At 71.0% G+C, this 22,004-nt stretch carries 21 protein-coding genes; 10 read left to right on the top strand and 11 right to left on the bottom strand.

Annotated elements, in window-relative coordinates; genetic code table 11:
* Positions 1-222: 222 nt before the first annotated feature.
* From D0D28_RS08180 to D0D28_RS08150, 7 genes are read right to left on the bottom strand one after another with little or no spacing between them, the layout of a single operon-like run.
* Complete coding sequence (locus D0D28_RS08180; RefSeq protein WP_162831011.1) at positions 223-714, bottom strand: GNAT family N-acetyltransferase; 492 nt, start codon at positions 712-714, stop codon at positions 223-225.
* 36 nt (positions 715-750) lie between these two features.
* Entirely contained in the window at positions 751-1,401 is a 651-nt protein-coding gene (locus tag D0D28_RS08175; RefSeq protein ID WP_094005668.1) for a class II aldolase/adducin family protein, read from the bottom strand.
* The gene (locus D0D28_RS08170) at positions 1,398-2,846 is read right to left on the bottom strand and encodes an FGGY-family carbohydrate kinase (RefSeq protein ID WP_116110238.1); all 1,449 of its coding nucleotides are present in this window, start codon (positions 2,844-2,846) and stop codon (positions 1,398-1,400) included. Before D0D28_RS08170 ends, D0D28_RS08175 begins: the two co-directional genes overlap by 4 nt.
* Positions 2,843-3,874, bottom strand: coding sequence for a 2-hydroxyacid dehydrogenase (locus D0D28_RS08165; protein ID WP_116110237.1), 1,032 nt, complete (start codon positions 3,872-3,874; stop codon positions 2,843-2,845). Before D0D28_RS08165 ends, D0D28_RS08170 begins: the two co-directional genes overlap by 4 nt.
* Positions 3,875-3,903: 29 nt before the next feature.
* Complete coding sequence (locus tag D0D28_RS08160) at positions 3,904-4,368, bottom strand: ribose-5-phosphate isomerase (protein ID WP_116110236.1); 465 nt, start codon at positions 4,366-4,368, stop codon at positions 3,904-3,906.
* Positions 4,368-6,056 (bottom strand): dihydroxyacetone kinase subunit DhaL, encoded by a 1,689-nt coding sequence (dhaL, locus tag D0D28_RS08155; RefSeq protein ID WP_116110235.1) that lies wholly within the window; start codon positions 6,054-6,056, stop codon positions 4,368-4,370. Before dhaL ends, D0D28_RS08160 begins: the two co-directional genes overlap by 1 nt.
* Complete coding sequence (locus tag D0D28_RS08150; protein WP_116110234.1) at positions 6,053-6,730, bottom strand: HAD family hydrolase; 678 nt, start codon at positions 6,728-6,730, stop codon at positions 6,053-6,055. The genes dhaL and D0D28_RS08150 overlap by 4 nt, the downstream gene beginning before the upstream one ends.
* 68 nt (positions 6,731-6,798) lie before the next feature.
* Between D0D28_RS08150 and D0D28_RS08145 the strand changes: the two genes are divergently transcribed.
* The 4 genes from D0D28_RS08145 to D0D28_RS08130 all read left to right on the top strand — a co-directional run bounded on the left by D0D28_RS08145 (position 6,799) and on the right by D0D28_RS08130 (position 10,991).
* Positions 6,799-7,404 (top strand): histidine phosphatase family protein, encoded by a 606-nt coding sequence (locus D0D28_RS08145; protein ID WP_094005662.1) that lies wholly within the window; start codon positions 6,799-6,801, stop codon positions 7,402-7,404.
* Between the two features lie 9 nt (positions 7,405-7,413).
* Entirely contained in the window at positions 7,414-8,202 is a 789-nt protein-coding gene (locus D0D28_RS08140; RefSeq protein ID WP_094005661.1) for a DeoR/GlpR family DNA-binding transcription regulator, read from the top strand.
* Between the two features lie 72 nt (positions 8,203-8,274).
* A complete protein-coding gene (locus tag D0D28_RS08135; protein WP_198958234.1) occupies positions 8,275-9,606 on the top strand; it encodes an MFS transporter in 1,332 nt (443 codons plus the stop codon).
* Positions 9,603-10,991, top strand: coding sequence for an FGGY-family carbohydrate kinase (locus D0D28_RS08130; RefSeq protein ID WP_116110233.1), 1,389 nt, complete (start codon positions 9,603-9,605; stop codon positions 10,989-10,991). Before D0D28_RS08135 ends, D0D28_RS08130 begins: the two co-directional genes overlap by 4 nt.
* Before the next feature lie 687 nt (positions 10,992-11,678).
* Here the strand turns inward: D0D28_RS08130 and D0D28_RS08125 are convergent.
* Positions 11,679-12,737: a hypothetical protein gene (locus tag D0D28_RS08125; protein ID WP_233157281.1), complete on the bottom strand. Its 1,059-nt coding sequence runs from the start codon at positions 12,735-12,737 to the stop codon at positions 11,679-11,681.
* 135 nt (positions 12,738-12,872) lie between these two features.
* Here D0D28_RS08125 and D0D28_RS08120 point away from each other — a divergent pair, with 135 nt between their 5' ends.
* From D0D28_RS08120 to D0D28_RS08110, 3 genes are read left to right on the top strand one after another with little or no spacing between them, the layout of a single operon-like run.
* Positions 12,873-14,105, top strand: a complete 1,233-nt coding sequence (locus tag D0D28_RS08120; RefSeq protein WP_094005658.1) for a DUF445 domain-containing protein — start codon at positions 12,873-12,875, stop codon at positions 14,103-14,105.
* A 33-nt stretch (positions 14,106-14,138) separates the two neighbouring features.
* Complete coding sequence (locus D0D28_RS08115; protein ID WP_094005657.1) at positions 14,139-15,362, top strand: DUF445 family protein; 1,224 nt, start codon at positions 14,139-14,141, stop codon at positions 15,360-15,362.
* Positions 15,363-15,383: 21 nt separating this feature from the next.
* Positions 15,384-16,697 carry an alginate O-acetyltransferase AlgX-related protein gene (locus D0D28_RS08110; RefSeq protein ID WP_205413205.1) on the top strand — a complete coding sequence of 438 codons (1,314 nt, stop codon included), beginning with the start codon at positions 15,384-15,386 and terminating at the stop codon, positions 16,695-16,697.
* Here the strand turns inward: D0D28_RS08110 and D0D28_RS08105 are convergent.
* Genes D0D28_RS08105 through D0D28_RS08095 form a run of 3 tightly spaced genes read right to left on the bottom strand, consistent with a single transcriptional unit; the run spans position 16,654 to position 19,254 of the window.
* A complete protein-coding gene (locus D0D28_RS08105) occupies positions 16,654-17,535 on the bottom strand; it encodes a metal ABC transporter permease (RefSeq protein ID WP_116110231.1) in 882 nt (293 codons plus the stop codon). The genes D0D28_RS08110 and D0D28_RS08105 overlap by 44 nt on opposite strands.
* A 22-nt stretch (positions 17,536-17,557) precedes the next feature.
* On the bottom strand, positions 17,558-18,352 hold the full coding sequence (locus D0D28_RS08100) for a metal ABC transporter ATP-binding protein (protein WP_116110230.1): 795 nt from the start codon (positions 18,350-18,352) through the stop codon (positions 17,558-17,560).
* Entirely contained in the window at positions 18,349-19,254 is a 906-nt protein-coding gene (locus D0D28_RS08095; protein WP_116110229.1) for a metal ABC transporter solute-binding protein, Zn/Mn family, read from the bottom strand. Before D0D28_RS08095 ends, D0D28_RS08100 begins: the two co-directional genes overlap by 4 nt.
* A gap of 196 nt (positions 19,255-19,450) precedes the next feature.
* On the opposite strand from D0D28_RS08095, the gene D0D28_RS08090 reads away from it, so the two are divergent.
* The 3 genes from D0D28_RS08090 (at position 19,451) to D0D28_RS08080 (ending at position 22,003) form a co-directional block, all read left to right on the top strand.
* Complete coding sequence (locus D0D28_RS08090) at positions 19,451-20,551, top strand: LacI family DNA-binding transcriptional regulator (RefSeq protein ID WP_116110228.1); 1,101 nt, start codon at positions 19,451-19,453, stop codon at positions 20,549-20,551.
* 68 nt (positions 20,552-20,619) lie between these two features.
* Complete coding sequence (locus D0D28_RS08085) at positions 20,620-21,108, top strand: beta-class carbonic anhydrase (protein ID WP_094005651.1); 489 nt, start codon at positions 20,620-20,622, stop codon at positions 21,106-21,108.
* A gap of 16 nt (positions 21,109-21,124) precedes the next feature.
* A complete protein-coding gene (locus tag D0D28_RS08080; protein WP_116110227.1) occupies positions 21,125-22,003 on the top strand; it encodes an A/G-specific adenine glycosylase in 879 nt (292 codons plus the stop codon).
* Position 22,004: the final 1 nt, after the last annotated feature.

The following is a 22,004-nucleotide window of genomic DNA, read 5'->3' as shown; positions in this document are numbered from 1 at the left end:
CAAAATCCTGCGAGACTACCGCCGCGCCGCAAGCACGCTCGCCGACACCGTCTCCGGAATCGCGAACCTCCACAACATCATCCTCACAGCCTGACCCAACCACTAGCCCCACCAACCACAACACCAGTTACGAGACAGCCCTTAGGGGATGCCGTGCCCGAGCGGATCATGTTCGTGCAGCTGAAGACCGGCTTCCACACCCCTGCCGGGGCAGGAAGACGGTTAACGCTGTCCGCGTGTGGTGCGGAACGTGCGGAATCCCCGGCGGTGGTAGTTCGGCAGGGCGTGTGGGTGGTCCAGGTCCGAGGTGTGCAGCCAGACGCGGCGGACGTCCGGGCCGCACTGCCACGCCTGCTCGATCGCCAGGGTCAGCGCGTACCCGCCGATGCCCTTGCCCACGTACTCCGGCACCAGGCCGAACGTGGTGATCTCGACTTCGCCGTCGCCGTGGGATTGGTAGTCCGCCAGGCCGGCGACTTCGCTCAGGTAGCGGATCAGCACGCACTGCCGTCCCTCGCGGGCCAGGTACGACGCCCAGTCGTCGTCGGACCAGCGGGAGCTGGGCCAGTTGTACGGCTTCCCGATCCGCACGGTCGTCGGGCGGACCAGCGGGGAGTCGGCGGGCACGTGCTCGGCCGACAACCCCGGCACGGGCGGCGCCGGGCGCAGGTCGGCGGGGCTGGACATCTCGAGATGGGTGACGATTTCCTCCACCGGCCCAGAATGCCGTCCGCGCCCGCGTCGCGCGAGCTATTTCTGCCCGTACCCCCGCAACTTCTCGACCACGTGGGCGATCTCCTCGGACGGCAACAACCGCGGGCTGCCGGCCGAACGAGCCAGCAGCCACACCTGACACAGCCACTCCAGCTGCTCGGCACGGCTGTAGGCAGCCGCCAGACCGTCACCGTAGGTGATCGTGCCGTGGTTGCCCAGCAGACAGCCCCGGCGGCCTTCCAAGGCGGCGAGCATCGACTCCGCCAGCTCCTCCGTGCCGTACGTCGCGTACCGGGCGACCCGCGCGGACGGGCCGATCGCCGCCAGCATGTAGTGCACCGCGGGCACCTCGTCGACCAAAGTGGACACCGCGGTCGCGTGCACCGAGTGCGTGTGCACGATCCCGGTGATCGGCGCGCCGTCCGGATCGGTCGCCTTCGTGTACACCGACAGGTGCATCGGCATCTCGCTGGTGGGCCGCAGCTTGCCCTCCACAATGGCCCCGTCGAGCGACACCACCGGGATGTCCTCCGGTGTCAGCACGCCGTAGTCCACCCCGGTGGGCGTCATCGCGATCAGCTCGCCCGAGCGGGCGGAGATGTTGCCCGAGGTGCCCACCACGAGCCCGTCGGCGGTCAACCGCCGCGCGTACTCGCACACCGCTCGCCGTTCGTCGGCCAGGATCACAGTCGCCACAACCCTCGCGCGGCGGTCAGCGACGCCTGGTAGTCCGCGTAACCGCCCTGGTAGAACTCGACATTTTCGGGCACCGGCGACACGGTCCGCGAGCTGCTCGCCCACAGCTCCGCGTCGTACGGCTGGTTCAGCGCCTCGGCCGCGACCAGGACGGCACCCCGCGCCCCGACGCCCGGATCGCTCGGGATCACGATCGGGCGGCCGAGCACGTCGGCGAAGATCTGCGTCCACTCGGCGGAGCGCACCCCGCCGCCGCACGCGTACAACCGGCCGGACAGCCCGGCGGCTTCGAAGCAGTGCCGCGCCGCGTACGCGATCGACTCGCACAACGCGCGCACCATGTCCGCCCGCCCGTGCTCCAGGCTCAGCCCGGCGAACTGCGCCCGCGCGGACGCGTCGACGAACGGCGCCCGCTCACCGGACGCGGACAGGAACGGCAGCGCCCGCACCCCGGCGGCACCGGGCGGGCTCTGCGCAAGCAGCGACCCGATCTGGGTGACCTCGATGCCCAGCAGACGGCAGATCCAGTCGATGCTCGCGGTGCCCACCATCGCCGGCATCGCGTGCAGGTATTCGCCGGGCGTGGGCGTGGACAGGAACATCCCGGCCGGCTCGCCCTCGCCGTCGAACTCGGCGTTGTCGGTGAGCACCTGGCAGGCCAGGGTGGTGCCGGCGGTGAGGATGCCGTCACCCGGCGCCCGCACACCCGCGCCGATCGCGCTGGCCGGCAGGTCGAACGGGCCGGCGGTGACCGGCAGCCCCTCGGGCAGCCCGAGGAGTTCGGCGCCACGGCGGTTCAGCGAGAACACGGCCTTCGGCGGCGCCGGTTCGGCCAGCAGGTTCCGCCGGTGGGACAGCCCCACGGCGGCGATGGCGCCCTCGTCGTAGCGGCGGGTCTTCGGGTCGAGGAACGGCAGGGACGCGTCGGACACGTCGACCGTGATCTCACCGGTCAGCCGCTGCACGACGGCGTCCACGCAGTACCCGGCCACCGCGGCCCGGTCCAGCACCTCGGGCTCGTGGGTGTCCAGATAGGACAGGATGGCGGCTGCGCAGCCGGGGAACATGCCCGAGCCGGTGCGCCGGAACACCTCCCGGGAAACGCCGTCGGCCTGCCACTTCGCGAGCAGCGCGTTGGCCCGGCCGTCGAGCCACGAGATGGCCGGGCGCACCGCGTTGCCGTCCTCGTCACGAAGCCACACGCCATCACCCTGGCCGGTCAGCGCGAGCGCGGTGACCGGGGCGTCCAGCTTCGCCGCGACCTCGCGCACGACGGTCGCGACCGTGCCGACGACCTGGTCGAGGTCCTGCTCGACCCGGCCGCCGGACAGGTGGTGCACCTCGGACGGCGTGCAGGCCTGGTGCAGCGACACCCCGGCCTCGTCGAAGACGACGGCCTTCGTCAGTGAAGTACCGATGTCGACGCCGATGATCATCGGAGCACATCCGGGTTGGCGACGTTGGCCAGCTTCTCCCCACGGGCGTAGCGGCCCACCTCGGCGGCGACGATCCGCGCGGCTCGCTCCGCGGTCTGGCGGCTGGCACCCGCCAGGTGCGGCGTCGCGATGACGTTCGGCGCGTCACGCAGGGCCCAGTCCGCGGGCGGCGGTTCGACGGCGTAGACGTCCAGCGCCAGGGCACCCAGCCGGCCGGACTTCAGCAGGCCGGGCAGCGGCGCGTAGTCCAGCAGCCCGCCGCGGGCGGAGTTGACCAGCACCGCGCCTTCGGGCAGCAGGGCCAGGCGCTCGGCGTTGATCAGGTGGCGGGTCTCGTCGGTCAGCCGGGCGTGCAGGCTGACCACCGCGCTGCGCCGCAGCAGGTCGTCCAGCTCGACCAGCTCGGCCCCGTCCGCGGCGATCTGCTCCGGCTTGGCGTAGGGGTCGGCGACCAGCACCTTCGAGCCGAACGCGACCAGCACCTTGGCCACCCGCGAGCCGATGGCGCCGTAGCCGACCAGGCCGACCGTGGTGCCCTCCAGCTCGAGGCCGGCGTTCGGGTAGGCGTAGTAGTCGCCGCGCCAGGTGCCGCCGAGCAGCTCGGCCGACGAGGTCGAGATGCGGCGCATGGCGGCGAGGATCATGCCGATCGCGAACTCGGCCGCGGCCGTCGCGTTGCGGCCCGGCGCGTACGTGACGGCGACGCCGGCCTCGGTCGCGGCGGCGAGGTCGACGTTCACCGGCCCGCCCCGGCACACCGACACCAGCTTCAGCTCGGGCGCGGCGGCGAACACCTTCTTCGTGAACGGCGCCATCTGGGTGACCGCGACCTCGGCCCCCGCCAGCGCCTCGATGACCTGCTCCTCGGTGCCACTCGCCTCGTGCACCCCGCCGACCGGCCCGAACGGCTCGACCGGCCAGGGCAGCGACAGCTCGCTGAACTCGACCTCGGTGGCCAGCTCGACCCGGACCGCGTCGGCCAGCAGGTTGTTGCCGACGAACTCGTCTCCCGCGCAGAGAACGCGCACTTCTGGCTCCTCCTTGAACCCGCCGGGCCTCAGCTGGCCGCGTGGACCTGTTCGTATTCGGTGATGTGCGCGACCTTGGCCGCGCTGGGCGAACCCGGGTCGAACGTGTAGCCCAGCCACTCCGTGACGATCTTCTTCGCCAGCTCGGCTCCGATGACCCGGGCACCGAAGGTGATGATCTGGCAGTTGTTCGACTTCACGGACCGCTCGGCCGAGTATGAATCGTGGGCGACCGTGGCGCGCACCCCCGGCACCTTGTTGGCCGAGATCGCCACGCCGATGCCGGTTCCGCAGACCAGGACACCCCGGTCGGCCTCGCCGTTCGCGATCTTCTCCGCGGCCGCCAGGCCGAAGATCGGGTAGGCGCGGTCGTCGTCCGGGCTGTCCACGCCCAGGTCGATCACCTCGGTGACCCGCTCGTCCTTCCGCAGCAGGTCCCGCACCTCGTTCTTCAGCAGCACGCCGGCGTTGTCCGCGGCCACCACGACCCGCATCAGTTCCCCTCCTTGCTCAGAGCTTCCCCGATCGCCGTGACGATCAGGGCGAACGAGGTCGCGCCGGGGTCGGCGTGCCCCTTGCTGCGCTGCGCCAGCCGGGCCGCGCGCCCCTTGGCGGGCACCAGGTTCGCGGTCTCCTCGGCGGCGAGCGTGGCCGCCTGCGCGGCCTTGCGCCACGCGTCCGGCAGCGCGGCACCGGCTTCGGCCTGCTTGCGCAGCGCCTGCCGGAACGGTTCGATCGCGTCGAGCATGGTCTTCTCGCCCAGCTCGGCCTTGCCCAGCTCGGTGAACGCCCGCACCGCGCCGTCCACGGCATCGGCGACCACCGCCGTCGTGATCTCGTCCACCCGCAGCCCGGCGCCGGTCTCGGCGAGCAGCACGCCGTACAGCGCACCGGAAGCCCCGCCGGCGGCGTCGGCGAGCGCGGTCCCGGCGGCCAGCAGCGTGTCGGCCACCGACGACCCGGCGGCCGCGCGCGCGGCCGAGACGGCGGCCCGCATCCCGCGGGTCATGCCCAGGCCGTGGTCACCGTCCGCCGCGACCGCGTCCAGACGGCCCAGCTCCGGCTCGTTCTCCTCGATGCTGCGCATGGCCGCGGTCAGCAGGCGGTCGACGACCTCGACGCCCGCGCCCTCCGGCCGGTCCAGTTGCTTGTCCACGGTGGACGACAGCTCGACCGGCTCCAGGATCGCGCCGCCGCTGCGGTAGCCCGGGGTGTCGCACGGCGCGCCGTACAGCTCGGCGAGCTCGTCGTCCAGCACCAGCACCGACAACGAGACGCCGGCCATGTCCAGCGACGTGACGAACTCGCCGACCTCGGTGTGCACCGGGGTCAGCCCGGCGGCGGTGAGACGCTCGTGGATCCGGGTGTAGGTCACGAACATCTCTTCGTACTTGGTCCGGCCCAGGCCGTTCACCAGCACCGCGACCCGGCCGTCGCCCCGCGGCAGCTCGGGCAGCAGGCCGTCGACCAGCTCGTCGGCCAGCTCCGCCGCGCCGAGACGGCCCACGGTCCGCACCCCCGGCTCGCCGTGGATGCCCAGCCCCAGCTCCATCTCGGACTCGCCGACGGTGAACAGCGGCTGATCGGCCCCCGGCAGCGTGCAGCCGCCGAACGCCACGCCGAACGTGCGGGTGTTCGCGTTGGCCTTGACCGCCGCCGCGTACACCGCGTCCAGGTCGTCCCCGCGCTCGGCCGCGGCACCCGCGACCTTGAAGACGATGAAGTCGCCGGCCACCCCGCGGCGCTTCTCCGGCGCGTCGGCCGGGCCGCTGGCGATGTCGTCGGTGATCAGGATGGTGCGGCTCTCGATGCCCTCCGCGGCCAGCCGGCGCGCGGCGAGGCCGAAGTGCAGGACGTCACCGGCGTAGTTGCCGTAGGCGAACAGCACCCCCGCGCCCCCCTCGGCGGCGCGGGCGGTGCGGTAGACCTGCTCGGCGCTCGGGCTGGTGAACACGTCACCGACCACCGCCGCGTCGGCCAGGCCGCGCCGGTCGAGCCCGGCGAACGCCGGGTAGTGGCCGCAGCCGCCGCCGATGATCACGGCGACCTTGCCCTGGCGGGGCACGTTCCGGCCGAGCACGCCGTAGGCGTCCGGCACCTTGCGCACCTCGCGGCCGTAGGCGGTGACGAAGCCGTCCAGCCAGTCCCGCTTGAACGTCTCGGCTGTTCCCAGCGTGGTCATGAGCGCACCAGCTCTCCGGTGAGGTAGGCGAGCAGCAGCTTCCGGACGTCGTGGTTGGACTCGGCGATCCGCGCCGCCATCTCCAGCGCGTCCGGCTTGGGCGGGTAGGTCGGGTTGGGCAGGGCGATGACGGTGAGCCCGGCGGCCGCGGCGGCGCGGATGCCGTTGCTGGAGTCCTCGACCCCCAGGCACTCCTCGCCGCGGAAGCCGAGCCGGGACGCGGCCTCGGCGTAGACGTCCGGGCTGGGCTTGCCGCGCGGCACCTCGGCACTGGACACCGTCGCCGAGAACTCGCCGGTCAGCCCGTGCGTCTCCAGCACCGCGTCGATGACCCGGCGGGCGGCGGAGGACGCGAGCGCGACCGGAACCCGGGCGGCCACATCGCGCACCATCGCGTCGGCGCCGTCGAGCAGCGGGGCCTCGCCGTTCGCGATCGACCGGATCATCCCGTCGACCACGGCCTTCTCGACCTGCTCCGGGCTCTCCGGGGTCCCGCTGCGCTCCGCCAGGTACGCGGCCCACTCGGGCGCGCTCATGCCCTGGACCGTGGCGGTGTCGGCGGCCGTCCACTCGACACCGTGGGCGGCCGCGTAGGCGACCCAGTTCTCCTCCCAGAGGTGTTCACTCTCGACCAGGACACCGTCGAGGTCGAACACCACCGCGGCGAAACCCATGCAACAACCCCTTTCACGCCGTTGGTGTTAAATTAACACCGCTGCCGAGATTTGTCACGGGAGGTCTGATGGGAACCCGGTTGCTGCTGGTCCGCCACGGCGAGACCGAATGGCACGCGGAGAACCGCTACGCGGGCACCAGCGAGGTGGGCCTCACCGAGCGCGGGAGGCGCCAGGCCGAGCGGCTCGCCGCACACCTGGCGGCGGCGGAAGAGCAGGTCACCGCCCTCTACCGCTCGCCGCAGGGCCGGGCGCGGGTGACCGCGGAGCCGTCCGCGCGGGCGCTCGGACTCGAGCCGGTCGTGGTCGAGGAGCTGCGCGAGGTGCACTTCGGGATCGCCGAGGGCCGGGTGCTGTCCGAGCTGGACCCGCAGGTCGTGGCCGCGTTCCGGGCCGATCCGGTGGCCGGCGCGTTCCCCGGGGCCGAGCCCACGGCCGACGCCGCACGCCGCGGGGCGGCGGCTCTGCGGGCCATCGCCGCGCGGGAGGACGGCGGCCGCGTGCTGGTCGTCGCGCACAACACCCTGATCAGGGTCACCCTGTGCGAGCTGCTCGGCATCCCGGTCCGCGACTACCGCCGGGTGTTCCCGCGACTGGAGAACGCGGCGATCACCGAGATCGGGATCGACGGCGACGCGACGAGCCTGCGGCGCTTCAACCTGCCCACGTCCTAGCCTGGTCGCGTGGAAGACAAGTCCAGCGGGAGCGCCCGCTCTCGTAACATCCGGCAGCAGCGCATCACCGACTACGTCGTGAAGAAGGGCCAGGCCTCCGCCGCGGAGCTGGCCGAGCTGACCGGCGTGAGCGTGATGACGGTGCACCGCGACCTGGACGAACTGGCCCGGCGCGGTCTGCTGCGCAAGTACCGCGGTGGGGTCTCGGCCCAGCCCTCGACGGTCTTCGAGAGCAACACCGAGTACCGGCTCAACGCCCACGTCGAGGCCAAGGCGGCGATCGCCAGGGAGGCGCTGTCCCTGGTCGAGCCCGGCATGTCGATCCTGCTCGACGACTCCACCACCGCGCTCGCGCTGGCCAGGCTGCTGCACCAGGTCACCCCGCTCACCGTGGCGACGAACTACCTGCGCATCATCGAGGTGCTCAAGCACATCGACGACCTGCGCCTGATCGGCCTCGGCGGCGACTACTCCGCCACCCACGACTCGTTCCTCGGCATGCCCTGCCTGGAGGCCGTCGAGCGGCTTACGGTGGACGCGACGTTCGTGTCGACCTCGGCGATGAACTCGGAGATGACCTTCCACCAGGAGCCCGAGATCGTCATGGTCAAGCGGGCGATGCTGGCCAGCGCCGAGATCCGGGTGCTGCTCATGGACTCCAGCAAGATGCCGCGCACCGCGCTGCACCGGCTGGCCGAGATCGAGGACTTCCACCACCTCGTGGTCGACTCCGGGGTCTCCGGCTACCTGCTGAACGAGCTACAGGACCAGACGAACGTGGCCGTCGCCGAGGTCTGATCGCATCACACCCTTGCGTGTTAATTTCACGTGCTCCATGATAACTTGAGTTCGAGACTCATGGAGGGCGTGATGACGCAGACGGCAACATCGAGGTTGTCCCAGCCGGACAGGGGGTTCCGGGGGCTTCTCACCAGGTGGGGGCTGCCGGCCCCGCTGTTCCTCGGCTATGTCGGCCTGTTGCTGTTCATGGTCGGCGACGGCGTGGAGTCCGGGTTCATCGCCCCGTTCATGGCCGACCACGGCGCCGGCACCGAAATTCACGCGTCCTATGTGATCACCGCATACGGCGTGGCCGTGATGCTCGCGTCCTGGCTGTCCGGCGCGTTGTCGGAGCTGTGGGGACCGCGCCGGGTCATGTGGATCGGCCTGGCGATCTGGCTCGTGTTCGACGTGCTGTTCCTCGCCGTGGCGGTGCCGAGCGAGAACTACCCGCTGATGCTGATCACCTACGGCATCCGCGGCTTCGGCTACCCGATGTTCGCGTTCGGGTTCCTGGTGTGGATCACCGCGGTCGCGCCGGTCGCCCGGCTCGGCGCCGCGGTCGGCTGGTTCTACTTCGCGTTCACCGGCGGCCTGCCCACGCTCGGCTCGCTGGTCGCGAGCTTCACCAACCCGGTGCTCGGCCACTACGGCACGCTGTGGCTGTCCGTCGGCATCCTCGCCGCCGGTGGCTTGCTGTGCGTCCTCGGCGTGCGCGAGCGGACCGGTTTCACGCGGCTCGCCCCGGAGGGCGTCAAGCCCGTGCAGAGCCTGGTGTCCAGCGTGTCGATCGCGTGGAAGAACCCGCGGGTGGGCGTCGGCATGATCGTGCGGATCATCAACACCGCGCCGGAGTTCGGCATGCTGGTGTTCTTCCCGACGATCTTCGCCGACCAGATCGGGTTCGGCGAGGGCCGGTGGCTGCTGCTGGTGTCGGTCATCTACGGCACGAACATCTTCTTCAACCTGATCTTCGGCGTGGCCTCGGACAAGATCGGCTGGCAGCGGACCATCTTCTGGTTCGGCGCGATCGGCTGCGCGATCTCGATCCTGCTGCTGTACTTCGTTCCGACGGCCCTGGGCGCGGACTACTACTGGGTGGCCCTGCTGGTCGGCGCGCTCTACGGTGCGACGCTGGCCGGGTTCGTGCCGATCTCGGCGCTGCTGCCGTCGCTCGCGCCGGAGAACAAGGGTGGTGCGATGGCGTTGCTGAACCTCGGCGCCGGTGCCGCGGCGTTCGTCGGGCCCGCGATCGTGTCGCTGTTCCTCGGTCCGGCCGGCGCGGCGGGCGTGGTGATCATCTTCGCGGCGCTCTACATCGTGGCGGCGGTGCTGACCCGGTTCCTGAAGCTGCCGGAGACCACGCGGAAGGCGATCGACGAGGACGTCAGCCTGCAGGACGTGACGGTGGCTCGCCCGTGACGGTTGTCGGTGTCGATGTCGCGACCGCGGGGGTGCGTGCCTTCGCGGTCGGCGACGACGGTTCGGTGCGGGCAACGGCTTCGGCGCCGCTGCCCGCCCCGGTCCGGGACGAGTCCGGCCGCAGCGAACAGGACGCGCGGTCGTGGTGGCCCGCGGTCGAGGCGGTGCTGTGCCGGGTGACCGCAGAGGCCGGGCCGGTGCGGGCGGTCGCGGTGTCGGCCACGTCGGGCACGATCGTCGCGGTCGACGACCGGGGTGAGCCGCTCGGCCCGGCCCTGATGTACGACGACCGTCGCGGCGCGGACGACAACGCGAAGGCGGCGGCGGTGGGCGCGCAGCGGTGGCGCGAGCTGGGGATGAGCGTGTCCCCGACCGCGGCGCTGGGCCGGATCAACTGGTTGCGGCGTGCCTTTCCCGGCGCGGCCGGGGTCCGGCACACGCCGGATCTGATCGGTGAGAAGCTCCTCGGCCGCCCGGTGGCGACCGACTCCTCGCATGCCCTGAAGAGCGGGTACGACCCGTTGCGCGAGGAGTGGGCGGCCGAGGTGTTCGACTTCGGGGTGGACTGGCTCCCCGAGGTCGTGCGGCCGACGACCGTGCTGGGCGAGCTGCCTCGCGCGGTCGCCGGCCTGCCCCAGGGGTGCCTGGTGGTGGCCGGCATGACCGACGGTTGCGCCGGCCAGCTGGCGACGGGTGCGGTGACGCCGGGCCGTTTCGTGGGCATCCTGGGCACGACGTACGTGTTGAAGGGGGTCACCGAGCAGCTGGTGCGAGACCCCTCGGGCGCGATGTACAGCCACCGGCACCCGGACGGCTGGTGGCTGCCGGGCGGGGCGTCGAACACCGGCGGCGAGGCGGTGGCCGGCGTGCCCAACCTCGCTCACCTCGACGAAGCGGCGGCGCGACTGGGCCCGGCGCGCGTGGTGGCTTACCCGTTGAAGCGAGCCGGAGAGCGCTTCCCGTTCGTCACCCCGGACGCGCGGGGCTTCGTGCTGGGCGAGCCACGGGACGAGGTGGAACTGCACCGCGCGCGGCTGGAAGGCGTGGCGTTCGTCGAGCGGTTGGCGTTGGAGCGGTTGCGGGAGCTGGGGGTGCCGGTGAGCGGCCCCTTGGTCGCTGCCGGTGGGGGCAGCCGAAGTCCCTTGTGGACACGCATCCGGGCGACGGTCAACGGGATGGACTTGCGGATCTCCCCCCAGGCCGAGACGGGCTACGGGGCAGCAATGCTCGCGGCGGCCGCGGTACTGCCGGGAGGACTGACCGAGGCCGCGGAGATGATCAGCGGAGAGGAAACGCTGATCGAGCCAGACCCGGCGGAACGGGATGCGCTGGAAGAGAATTACGAGCGGTTCAAGGGGGAATTGCTTAGCAGAGGGTGGATTTGAGGTAGGGGAAGAGGGGCCGGCGGGGGAAGAAGCGCCGGCGGCGAAACAGGGGCTGACGGAGCAGCAGAGGTCGGCGAGGGAAGAGTTTTTAGCGAATGGGCCGACCAACCTGCACGACCGGCGGCCGGCAACGCAACAGCACCGACTACCCCAACCAGACCTCCCCCGCCCCCGATCCACAGCCGATCTTTGGTCGCCGACCAGGCGTGTCAAGGTACTCTTTCCCGCCTTGACACGCCTGCTCGGCGACCGAAACACAATCAGGCATCGGGGGCGGGGGTGGTCGTAAGGTGACCGTTCGGCGCCGTAGGCGCCCTGGTTTTACCGCCCGGAGGGCGGGCTCTTCGCCTGCCTAACGTCACCTCTAAAGATCAAAAGATGTCCTCGCCGGACGGGCAGGCTCCGGGATGACGGGGGACCGTTGTCGGCTCACCTCGGGCAGGTGGTCGCTGTGTGGTCATCCCGTCGCCTTCCGGTTTGTGTGTATCACTTTGAGCCAGGCCCGCAAGGTTGGGTACCCGGCCGCCGGAGAGAGCGTGGGTTGCGGGCCTGGCTCAAAGTGATCGTCACGTGTCAGGCGACGGGATGACCACCCAGCTCGGGTTTGTTCAAAAAGCCTGGCGCGCGCGCCGAAGAAAAAAAGCGCTGGCGCGCACAGCGCGCCAGCGCTTTCAGCTGAAAAAATCCTCAGGCGACGGGGGTGCGGTCGTCGGCTGGGACTAGGGTTTCCAGTGCTTCCTGCAGGGCCGAGTGGGTGGCCGTGAGGCGCTCGGTGACCTCGCGGCGGAACTCGAACGCCTCGGTGCGCGCCTGCTGCGCCTCGGACAGCTGGCGCTCCGCGTCGGCGACCAGGGTGCTCGCCCGGGTCTCCGCCTCGGACGTCTGCTTGGCCAGACGCGACTCCGTCTCGGCGGTGATCTTCGCCAGGCGGGTCTCCGTCTCCTCGGTGTCCTTGGCGATCTTCGCCTCGGTCTCGGCGACCAGCTTCGCCAGGCGCTCCTCGGTCTCCCGGGTGTCCTTCGCCAGTCGCTCCTCGACCTCCTTGGTCTTCTGGGCCAGCGCGGTCTCGACCTCTTCGGTCTTGCGCGCGAGCGCCGTCTCGACCTCGTCGGTCTTGCGGGCCAGCGCCTCGGCGGTCTCCCGCTCGGCCTTGGCACGCGCGTCGGCGGCTTCGGCGTCCAGGCGGGCCCGCTCCTCGGCGGCCTCCTCGTTCAGGCGCGCGATCTCGGCGCGGCCCTGCTCCATGAGGTTCTCGTGCTCGGTGGTGAGCGCGGTGTGCCGCTCCTGGAACTCCAGCTCGAGGTCGTCGCGCCGCTTGGCCAGCTCGGCCTCGCGCTCGGCGACCATCTTGTCGGCCGCCTTGCGGGTGTCCAGGTCGTACTTGTCGGCCGCGGCGCGGATGTCGTCGGCTTGCGCTTCGGCGCGGTTCTTGAGCTCGGCGATCTCCTCTTCGGCGAGCGTCATCATCGTGCGCACGCGCTCGGTCATCGTGGCGGCGCTCGACGGGTCGCTCGCCATCCGCGACAGCGCCTGCTTGGCCTCGCTCAGCTCCTGCTGGGCGTAGGACAGGGCACGGGTCAGCTCGGCGACCGAGGACAGGGCCTCGTCACGGGAGACGGACGTCTCCTTCAGCTCGGCGGTCAGCTGGGCGAACTTCTCGTCCACCGGCGGCCGGTCGTAGCCGCGGAACACGAGCGGGAACAGGGGATTACCAGCGATGGGATCTTGGGACTCGGCAGGAGGCATGCGGGCACCTTAGTGCTATTGGACCTGGGTTTCCATACTTTCGGGTGACACATTATCGAAGATCAACTGAATCCGGTCCGCGCCTCCCCCGGAACGGCTGGGATACGGTTCGGCGGGAGTCGCGAGGAGGGGCCGGTGCAACTGCAGGAGATCGTGGCCGACCTGGCCGAACACTGGCCGCTCTACGTGTCGATGCCGTTCATCGCGGCGCTCATCGGCTACGTGACCAAGCGCGTCGCGATCGAGATGATGTTCCGGCCGATCGAGTTCGTCGGGATCAAACCGTTCCTCGGGTGGCAGGGCGTCCTGCCGGCCAACGCCGAACGCATGGCGGCCACCGCCACCGACATGCTCACCAGCAACCTCGTCGACCCGAAGGAGATCTTCGCCCGGCTCGACCCCGACCAGCTCGCCAAGGAAATCGAGCAGCCCCTCCTGCAGGTGGTCGAGGAGATCACCGAGGAGGTCATGGAGCAGTACCAGCCGCGGCTGTGGGAGGCCCTGCCCACCGGCGCCAAGGAACTGCTGCTGCGCCGCGTCCAGGCCGAGGCGCCCAAGGTGATCGCGAAGATCATGCGGGAGCTGTCGGACAACATCGAGGACGTTCTCGACCTCAAGAACATGGTCATCACCAACCTGGTGCGTGACAAGAGCCTGCTCAACCGTCTCATCCGGGACATCTCCCGCCCCGAGATGCGGTTCATCGCGAACTCCGGCCTGGTGTTCGGCTTCGCCCTCGGGTGCGTCCAGCTCGTCGTCTGGGCGCTGACCAAGTCGCCGATCGTGATGCCGCTGTTCGGCCTCGGCATCGGCTGGTTCACCGACTGGCTCGCCCTCAAGATGATCTTCCTGCCGCGCGAGCCGCGCGAGTTCTTCGGCCTCTACACCTGGCAGGGCGTGTTCCAGAAACGCCGCGACCAGGTGGCCGCCGACTACGGCGACATGATCGCCCGCGAGATCATCACCATCCCGAACCTCCTGGAGGCCATCCTCAAGGGCCCGAAGGCCGACCGGCTGTTCCACCTGATCGGCCGCGAGGTGCAGCGGACCATCGACGCGCAGGCCGGCGTCGTGAAACCGCTCGTCGCGGCCGCGGTGGGCACCCGCAAGTGGCAGGAGATGAAGCAGGCCGCCGCGCTCAAGGCCGCCGAGCGGGTGCCGGACACCATCCGGTACGCCGAGGAGTACGCGGTCAACGCCCTGGACGTGCGGAACACGATCGTCGACCGGATGCGCCAGCTGTCCCCGATGGAGTTCGAGGAGCTGCTGCGGCCCGCGTTCCGGCAGGACGAGTGGAAGCTGATCGCCGTGGGTGCGATCATCGGCGGGCTCGTGGGCGAGCTTCAGGCGATCCTGCTCCTCCACTAATCTCGCGGCCAGGATTTCCGAGGGGGTGGCCGGATGGACGCGGTGCTGGCCGACTTCGCGCAGCACTGGCCGCTCTACACCGCGATCCCGTTCATCGCCGCCCTCATCGGTTACGTCACCAAGCGCGTGGCCATCGAGATGATGTTCCGCCCGCTGGACTTCGTCGGCATCCGCCCGATCTTCGGCTGGCAGGGCGTGGTGCCCAAGCACGGCGGCCGGATGGCGGCGATCGCCACCGACCTGCTCACCAAGAACCTGATCGACCTGGGCGAGGTGATCGGCCGGATCCAGCCCGACCGGCTGGTGCGGGAGATCGAACAGCCGCTGCTGCGCGCGATCGACGCCCTGGCCCGCGACGTGCTCGCCCGGCACCACCCGCGGCTGTGGGAGTCGCTGCCGCCGATGGCGCAGGACCTGATCGTCAAGCAGCTGCAGGCCGGCTCGCCGAAGCTGGTGCGGGAGCTGCTGGAGGAGATCCGCACCAACCTCGACGGCGTGCTCGACGTCAAGCACATGACGGTCGAACGGCTCACCCGCGACCGCGCCCTGCTGGTGCGGCTCATCCGGGAGACGTCCCGGCCGGAAATGGCGTTCATCGCCCGCTGCGGCATCTACTTCGGGTTCGTCCTGGGCGTCGTGCAGGCGGTGGTGTGGGCGCTGACGAAGAACCCGTGGGTGCTGCCCGCCTTCGGCGGGGCCATCGGGCTGTTCACCGACTGGCTCGCCATCAAGATGATCTTCCTGCCGCGCCGCCCGGTGAAGATCGGGCCGATCACGCTGCAGGGCAAGTTCCAGCGCCGCAAGGCCGAGGTGGCCCGCCAGTACGGCGAGATCATCGCCCGCGAGGTGCTGACCGTCCCCAACCTCCTCGACGAGCTGCTCACCGGCCCGCGCGCCGACCGGCTCGCCGCGCTCGTGCGGCGCGTGGTGGCACGGGCCGTCGACGAGCAGGTCGGCCTGATCCGGCCGCTGGTGTCCGCGACCGTCGGCGGGGAGCGGCTGCGTGAGATGACCGAGACCGCGGCCGCCGGGGCGCTCGCGCAGATGCCGTACCTGCTGCGCAGCGCCGAGCCGTACCTGGTGGAGGCGATGGACCTGGCGAACCTGGTCGAACGGCGGATGCTCGCGCTCACGCCCGAGGACTACGAGAACCTGCTGCGCCCGGCGTTCCGCCAGGAGGAGTGGAAGCTGATCGCGGTCGGCGGTGTGATCGGGTTCGTGGTCGGCGAGTTGCAGGTTCTGCTGATGCTGCACTAGGTGAACCGTTACCGTGGCCGCGTGGCGCACGAACCGCAGCAGCTCCCCGCGGTGCACGAGGCGTGGCTGCCCCGCGAGCACTCCCTGCACCGGCCCCGGCACGGCGGCCGGCAGCTCACCGCGTTGATCAGCGCGATCGTGTTCTTCACGACCCCGGCGCTGCTGTGGGTGTTCGGCGCCCGCCCCGCCGAGATCGAGAACCGGCACCTGGCGAGCTTCCCCAGCATCGGCGACGGCTGGGCGTTCTTCACCAGCCTGCCCGGCTGGGCCACCGACCAGCTCACCTTCCGCGGCGCCGCGATCGACGCCGCGGACTGGGTCAGCCGCACCTTCTTCGGCGAGACCCCGCCACGCGACCAGGCGGGCACCACCGAAACCGGTCCCCTGCCCGGCAGCCCGCCGCCGACGCAGACGCAGGGCGAGGCCGACCAGCCCACCACCTCGGGCCCGCTCGACCAGGCCGGCTACCGGCAGGTGATCGAGGGCCGCAACGGCTGGCTGTACTTCGGCTACGACGCCGAGGCCAAGTGCTCCCCGGTCCGGATGCTGTCCGACACGCTGGAGCGGATGGGCCGGCTGCGCACGATGATCGAGGCGTCCGGCCGCAAGTTCGTGTGGGTCGTGGCGCCGGACAAATCCACCATGGTCCCGGAGAACCTGCCGTCCAGCTACCCGGGCCGGGAGTGCCACCGGGCCGCGGAGGCGCCCACCTGGCAGCAGATCGACGCGGCCGGCGCCGTGGACCTGCGGCCGGCGCTGACGGCGGAGGCGCGGCGCGTCAACCGGCCGGTCTACCCGTCCAACGACACGCACTGGACCGACGAGGGCTCACTGGCGATGACCCGCGCGGTCGCCGAGGCCGTGCAGCCCGGCATCACCGCGACCTGGCAGAGCAAGCAGATCGGCACCTACACCGTGGCCGCGGACCTGCCGCCGCTGCTGGGCAAGAAGGCCGACAAGACGAACGTGCTCTACGACCTGCGCCCGGACGGCATCGTCGACCGGGCCGGGCAGACCATCACCGACATCGAGACACCGTCCTACCGGTTCGCCTCACCGATGTCCTCGACGGTGAACCAGAAGACCCTGTTCTACGGCGACTCGTTCACCAAGGCGTCCTCGCGGTACCTGGCGGCCGGGTTCGCGAACCTGACGATGCTCGCCTACTTCACCCCGAAGACGAGCCGGGACCAGGCGATCGGGATGTTCGTCAACTCGGACGTGATCGTGCTGGAGACCGTGGAGCGCAACGTCTCCAGCGGTCAGCTGCCGTTCCTGACCGACGAGTTCCTCACGGCGCTGCAGGCGCAACTGCAGCAGCATCCGATTCGGTGACGCGGGCGGCCCGGTCGCGCAGGTAGGCGATCAGGCGGCAGACCAGGTAGATCGTGAACGCGATCGCGGTGACGAACGCGCTCAGCGGCGCGCCCGGCGCGAGCGACAGGACGATGCCGCCCAGCGCGGCCGTCTCGGCGAACACGACGGCCAGCACGGTCGCCTTCCACGGGCTCGCGGTGAGCCGCACGGCCGCGGCGGCCGGGGTGACCATCATGGCGACCACCAGCAGCGCGCCGACGATCTGCACGCCGAGCGCCGTCGCGACGCCGACCAGCACGGCGAACACGACGGACAGCGTCCGCGCCGGCACCCCGCGCGCGGCCGCGACGTGCGGGTCGACGCTGGCGAACAGCAGCGGCCGGTAGATCGCCGCGAGGATCAGCAGCACCGCGACTGCAGCGATGACCAGCACGATCAGGTTGGTCGTCTCGATCGACACGATCTGACCGACCAGGATGCCGAACTTGTTGGCCGCGCGGCCCGGGTAGAACCACAGGAACAGCACGCCGAGACCGAGCCCGAAGGACAGGATCGCGCCGATCACCGAGTCGCGATCGGACTCCCGCCCGCCGAGCAGGCCGAGCAGCACCCCGCCGATCACCGCGCCGGCCAGCGACCCGAACTCGACGCCGACGCCGAGCAGCAGCGCACCGGCCGCGCCGGTGAAGGCCAGTTCGGCGGTGCCGTGCACGGCGAAGGACATCCGCCGGGTCACGATCAGCGGGCCCAGCACTCCGGCGACGAGCCCGAGCACGGCCGCGGCGAGCAGGGCGGTCTGCACGAACGGCAGCCCGAGCAGCTGCGCCGTCAGACCGAAGTCGAAGAGCTTGTCCATGTTCAGCGGGAACCTTCGGTGCTCACGAAACGCGCTCGTCCAGGTGGTGGGGTTCGTCCTCGCAGACCGCGCTGCGGGCACCGGCGACGTGGATCTGGCCGCCGACGCGGACGACCTCCACGCGCGCCCGGTACAGCTCGGACAGCGTCTCGGAGGTCATCACGACCTCCGGCGGGCCGATCCGGAACCGGCCGTCGACCAGGTACAGCACGCGGTCCACGTACGGCAGGATCGGGTTGATCTCGTGGGTCACGAACAGCACCGCGGTACCGGCTTCGCGGCGGCGGGCGTCGATCAGCTCGCTCACCGCGCGCTGGTGCGCGAGGTCCAGCGACAGCAGCGGCTCGTCGCACAGCAGCACGTCCGGCGCGGCCACCAGCGCCTGCGCCACGCGCAGCCGCTGCTGCTCACCGCCGGAGAGCTTGCCGACCGGCTGCTTCGCGTAGGACTGCGCGCCGACCGCCGCGACGGCGGCGGACACCCGCCGCCGTCGCTCGGCCAGTCCACGCAGCCCGGTGCCCCAGCGGTGCCCGTCGAGCCCCAGCCCGACGAGGTCGACCCCGCGCAGCGTCAGCGCCTCGGCCATCGCCCTCTGCTGCGGGACGTACCCGACCGGGTGATCGCTGTTGATGCGCACGCTGCCACGCGAGAGGTGCTGCAGACCGAGCAGCACCTTCAGCAGGCTGGTCTTGCCCGACCCGTTCGGCCCCAGCACGGCGACGAACTCGCCGGGCTCGACCGCGAGGTCCAGACCGGACCACAGCGTGCGCGAACCGAACGCGAGGGTCGCGCCGGAGATCTCGACAGCAGGGCTCAAGAGTTCAGTGCCTTCGCCAGGTCGTCGACTTCGCTGGTCATCCAGGCAATGTAGTCCGTCGTCCCGGCGGGCAGCGTCTCGGTCACGCCCACCACGGGGATGCCGGCGCGGGTCGCCTCGCCGACGACCTGCTCGGTGACCGGGGTGACCGTCTGCTCGTTGTTGATCAGGGCCTTGACCTGCTTGCCGGTGATCAGCGAGTTGAACTCGGCCAGCGCGGCCGGCGGCACGTCGGTCTCCTCCTCGATGGCCTCGGAGAACTCCGCCGGGGTGGCGTCGGTGACCTTGGCGGCCTCGATCAGGTAGTGCGCGACCGGCTCGGTGACCAGGACCTTGGTGTCCGGGTGGGCGGTGCCGATCTGCTCGGCCTTGGTGGTGAGCTGGTCGAGCTGGGACTTGAAGTTCGTGGCGTTGGTGGTGAAGGTCTGCGCGGCGTCCGGCTTGATCTGGCCGAGCTGCGCGGCGACCTGGTCGGCGACCTTGGCGACGGTGGCGAAGCTGTACCAGACGTGCTCGTTCTCGTCGCCGGTCGCGCCGATCTCGTAGGCGTTGAGCTTGCGGGCGTTCGCGGCCTGGTCGGCGAGCTTGCCGAAGAAGTCGTCGTAGCCGCCGCCGTTGGCCAGGGTCAGCTGCGCGTTCTGCGCGGCGATGGCGTCCTCGGGGGTGGTCTCGTAGGAGTGCGGGTCGGCGCTCGGGTCGTCGATGATCGAGGTGACCGCGACCTGGTCGCCGCCGACCGCGGACAGCACGCTGCCCCAGACGTTCGTCGAGGCGACCACGTTGATCTTGCCGCCGGAGCCGCCGGTGTCGTCGCTGCCAGTGTTACCCCCACCACAGGCGGTGAGGCCGAGGACGAGGGCCGTCGCGGCGGACGCGAGACCGATCAGGCGGGGGAAACTCATCGCGAGCACTCCTGAAGTACGAGGTGGGAAGCACCGACAGCGCTATTGGAAACGGTTTTCGGGTTCACCTTACCTGAACGGGTGACGATCTCACCGGCTCGGTTACCGCCGCTTGAACGTGACGTTGCGCAGTGGCGCACGCCGCACGGACGGCGTTCGACTTCACGACTCCGTTCTGAACCGTTACGGTTCCCTCATGGGGCGTCCTATGCGCATGAGGCGACAGGCGACGTTGGCGTCGCTCGCCGCGGAGCTCGGCGTGTCTCGGACCACCGTGTCCAACGCCTACAACCGCCCGGACCAGCTGTCACCCGAACTGCGCAAGCGCGTGCTGGAAACCGCCCGCCGCCTCGGATACCCCGGCCCCGACCCGGTGGCGCGGTCGCTGCGCACCCGCAAGGCCGGTGCCGTCGGCCTGCTGCTCACCGAGAACCTGTCCTACGCCTTCCGCGACCCGGCCGCGATCGGCGTGCTGGAGGGGCTCGCGCTGGCGTGCGAGGACGCCGGCGTCGGGCTGCACCTCGTGCCGGCCAGCCCCGGGCGCGACGACGTGGCCGCCGTGCACCGCGCCGGTGTGGACGGTTTCGTCGTGTACTCGGTGCCGGACGACGACCCGCACCTGGGCGCCGTGCTGGCCCGCCCGGTGCCGACGGTGATCATCGACCAGCCGCGCATCGAGGGCGTCGACCGGGTCGGCCCCGACGACACGACGGCCGTCACCGCGCTCGCCGAGCACATCATCCAGCTCGGGCACCGGCAGATCGGCGTGCTGTGCATGCGGCTGGCGCGCGACCGCAACGACGGGTTCGCCTACCTGGACCGGCAGCAGAGCGCGCACTTCCACGTGCAGCGCGCCCGGCTGGAGGCGCTGGCGAAGGCGTTCGCGAAGGTCGGTGTCGACTGGTCGGCCGTGCCGGTGGTGGAGCGGTTCGAGCACACCGTGGACGACGACGCCGCCGCGGCCCGCCACCTGCTCGACGCGCATCCCCAGGTGACCGCCCTGATCTGCACCTCGGACATCCTCGCGCTCGGCGCGCTGGCCGAGGCGAACCGCCGCGGCCTGCGGGTGCCCGCGGACCTGACGGTGACCGGGTTCGACGGCATCGCGGAGGCGGAGCGCGCCGGCCTGACCACCGTGCACCAGCCGGTGCTGGAGAAGGGCCGCGCGGCGGGCAAGCTGCTGCTGTCCTCCGGGGACCACGTCAAGCCGCGGATCATCACGCTCAACACGCAGCTGCGGATCGGCACGACGTCCGCGCCGCCGCGCACGATGGAGCAGCACTGGTTCGGGCCGTGATCTCTCTCATTGCGGGGTCTTGATGAGTCCGGTGGAATGAAATCCGGACAATCTCCCGGGAGGCATTCTTGACCGCGATCGACACCCTGCTCCAGCGCAACCAGGACCACCCCGAGACCGTGGGCGACCGCTCCAACGCGCGGCCCGGTCTGAAGGTGGCGATCCTGACCTGCATGGACGCCCGCATCCGCGTCGGCGACGTGTTCGGGCTCGGCGAGGGCGAGGTGCACGTCCTGCGCAACGCCGGTGGCGTGGTCACCGACGACGTGATCCGCTCGCTCGCGCTGTCGCAGCGCAAGCTGGGCACCGAAGAGGTGCTGATCATGCAGCACACCGGCTGCGGCGTCTCGTCGGTCACCGAGGACGACTTCAAGGACGAGCTGGAGTCGGAGTGCGGGGTGCGGCCGACGTGGTCGGTCGAGGCGTTCCGCGACGTCGAGGACAGCGTGCGCCGGTCGGTGCGGCGCGTGAAGCGCAGCCCGTACCTGCCGCACGTGGACAAGGTGCGCGGGTTCGTCTACGACGTGACCACCGGCAAGATCTCCGAGGTGGAGTGACCCTTACGCTGGTTCGGTGCCCATCGACTCCGAACTGCTGATCGACTGGTTCGACTCGTGCGCCCGGGACCTGCCGTGGCGGCGGCCGGAGTGCACCGCGTGGGGTGTGCTGGTCAGCGAGATCATGCTGCAGCAGACGCCGGTCGCACGGGTCGAGCCGATCTGGCACGAGTGGCTGGCGCGGTGGCCGGTGCCGTCGGCGCTGGCGGCGGCGAGCCAGGGCGAGGTGCTGCGGGCGTGGGGCAAGCTCGGCTACCCGAGGCGGGCGCTGCGCCTGCACGCGGCGGCCACGGCGATCGCCACCGAGCACGGGGACGTGGTGCCGTCCGATGTGGACACACTGTTGTCGTTGCCCGGCATCGGGGCGTACACGGCGCGGGCGGTGGCGGCGTTCGCGTACGGCAAGCGGGCGCCGGTGGTGGACACGAACGTGCGGCGCGTGGTGGCGCGGGCGGTGCACGGCGCCGGTGGCGCGGGCCCGCCGTCGAACACCCGCGACATGGCCGACGTCGAGGTGCTGCTGCCGCGCGACGAGGCCCGAGCAGCGCGGTTCTCGGCGGCCCTGATGGAGCTGGGCGCGGTGGTGTGCACGGCCCGTTCGCCGCGCTGCGCGGACTGCCCGGTGTACGACGACTGCGCCTGGCAGAAGGCCGGCCGCCCGGCGTACCAGGGTCCCGCCAAGGCGACGCAGAAGTACGCCGGGACGGACCGCCACGTGCGCGGCCTGCTGCTGGACGTCCTGCGGGGCACGCCGGAGCCGGTGTGGAAGGCGAGCCTGGACGTGGTCTGGCCGGACACCGGCCAGCGGGACCGCTGCCTGGATTCGCTGCTGGTGGACGGTTTGGTGGAGCAGACGGCGGACGGCCGGTTCGCGCTCCCGGGCGAACATCGGTAGC

This window comes from Amycolatopsis ruanii (assembly GCF_003385175.1).
Taxonomy (GTDB): Bacteria; Actinomycetota; Actinomycetes; order Mycobacteriales; family Pseudonocardiaceae; genus Amycolatopsis_E; species Amycolatopsis_E thermalba.
The sequence above is the reverse complement of the archived record's forward strand: the minus strand, read 5'-3'. Positions and strand labels throughout refer to the sequence as shown.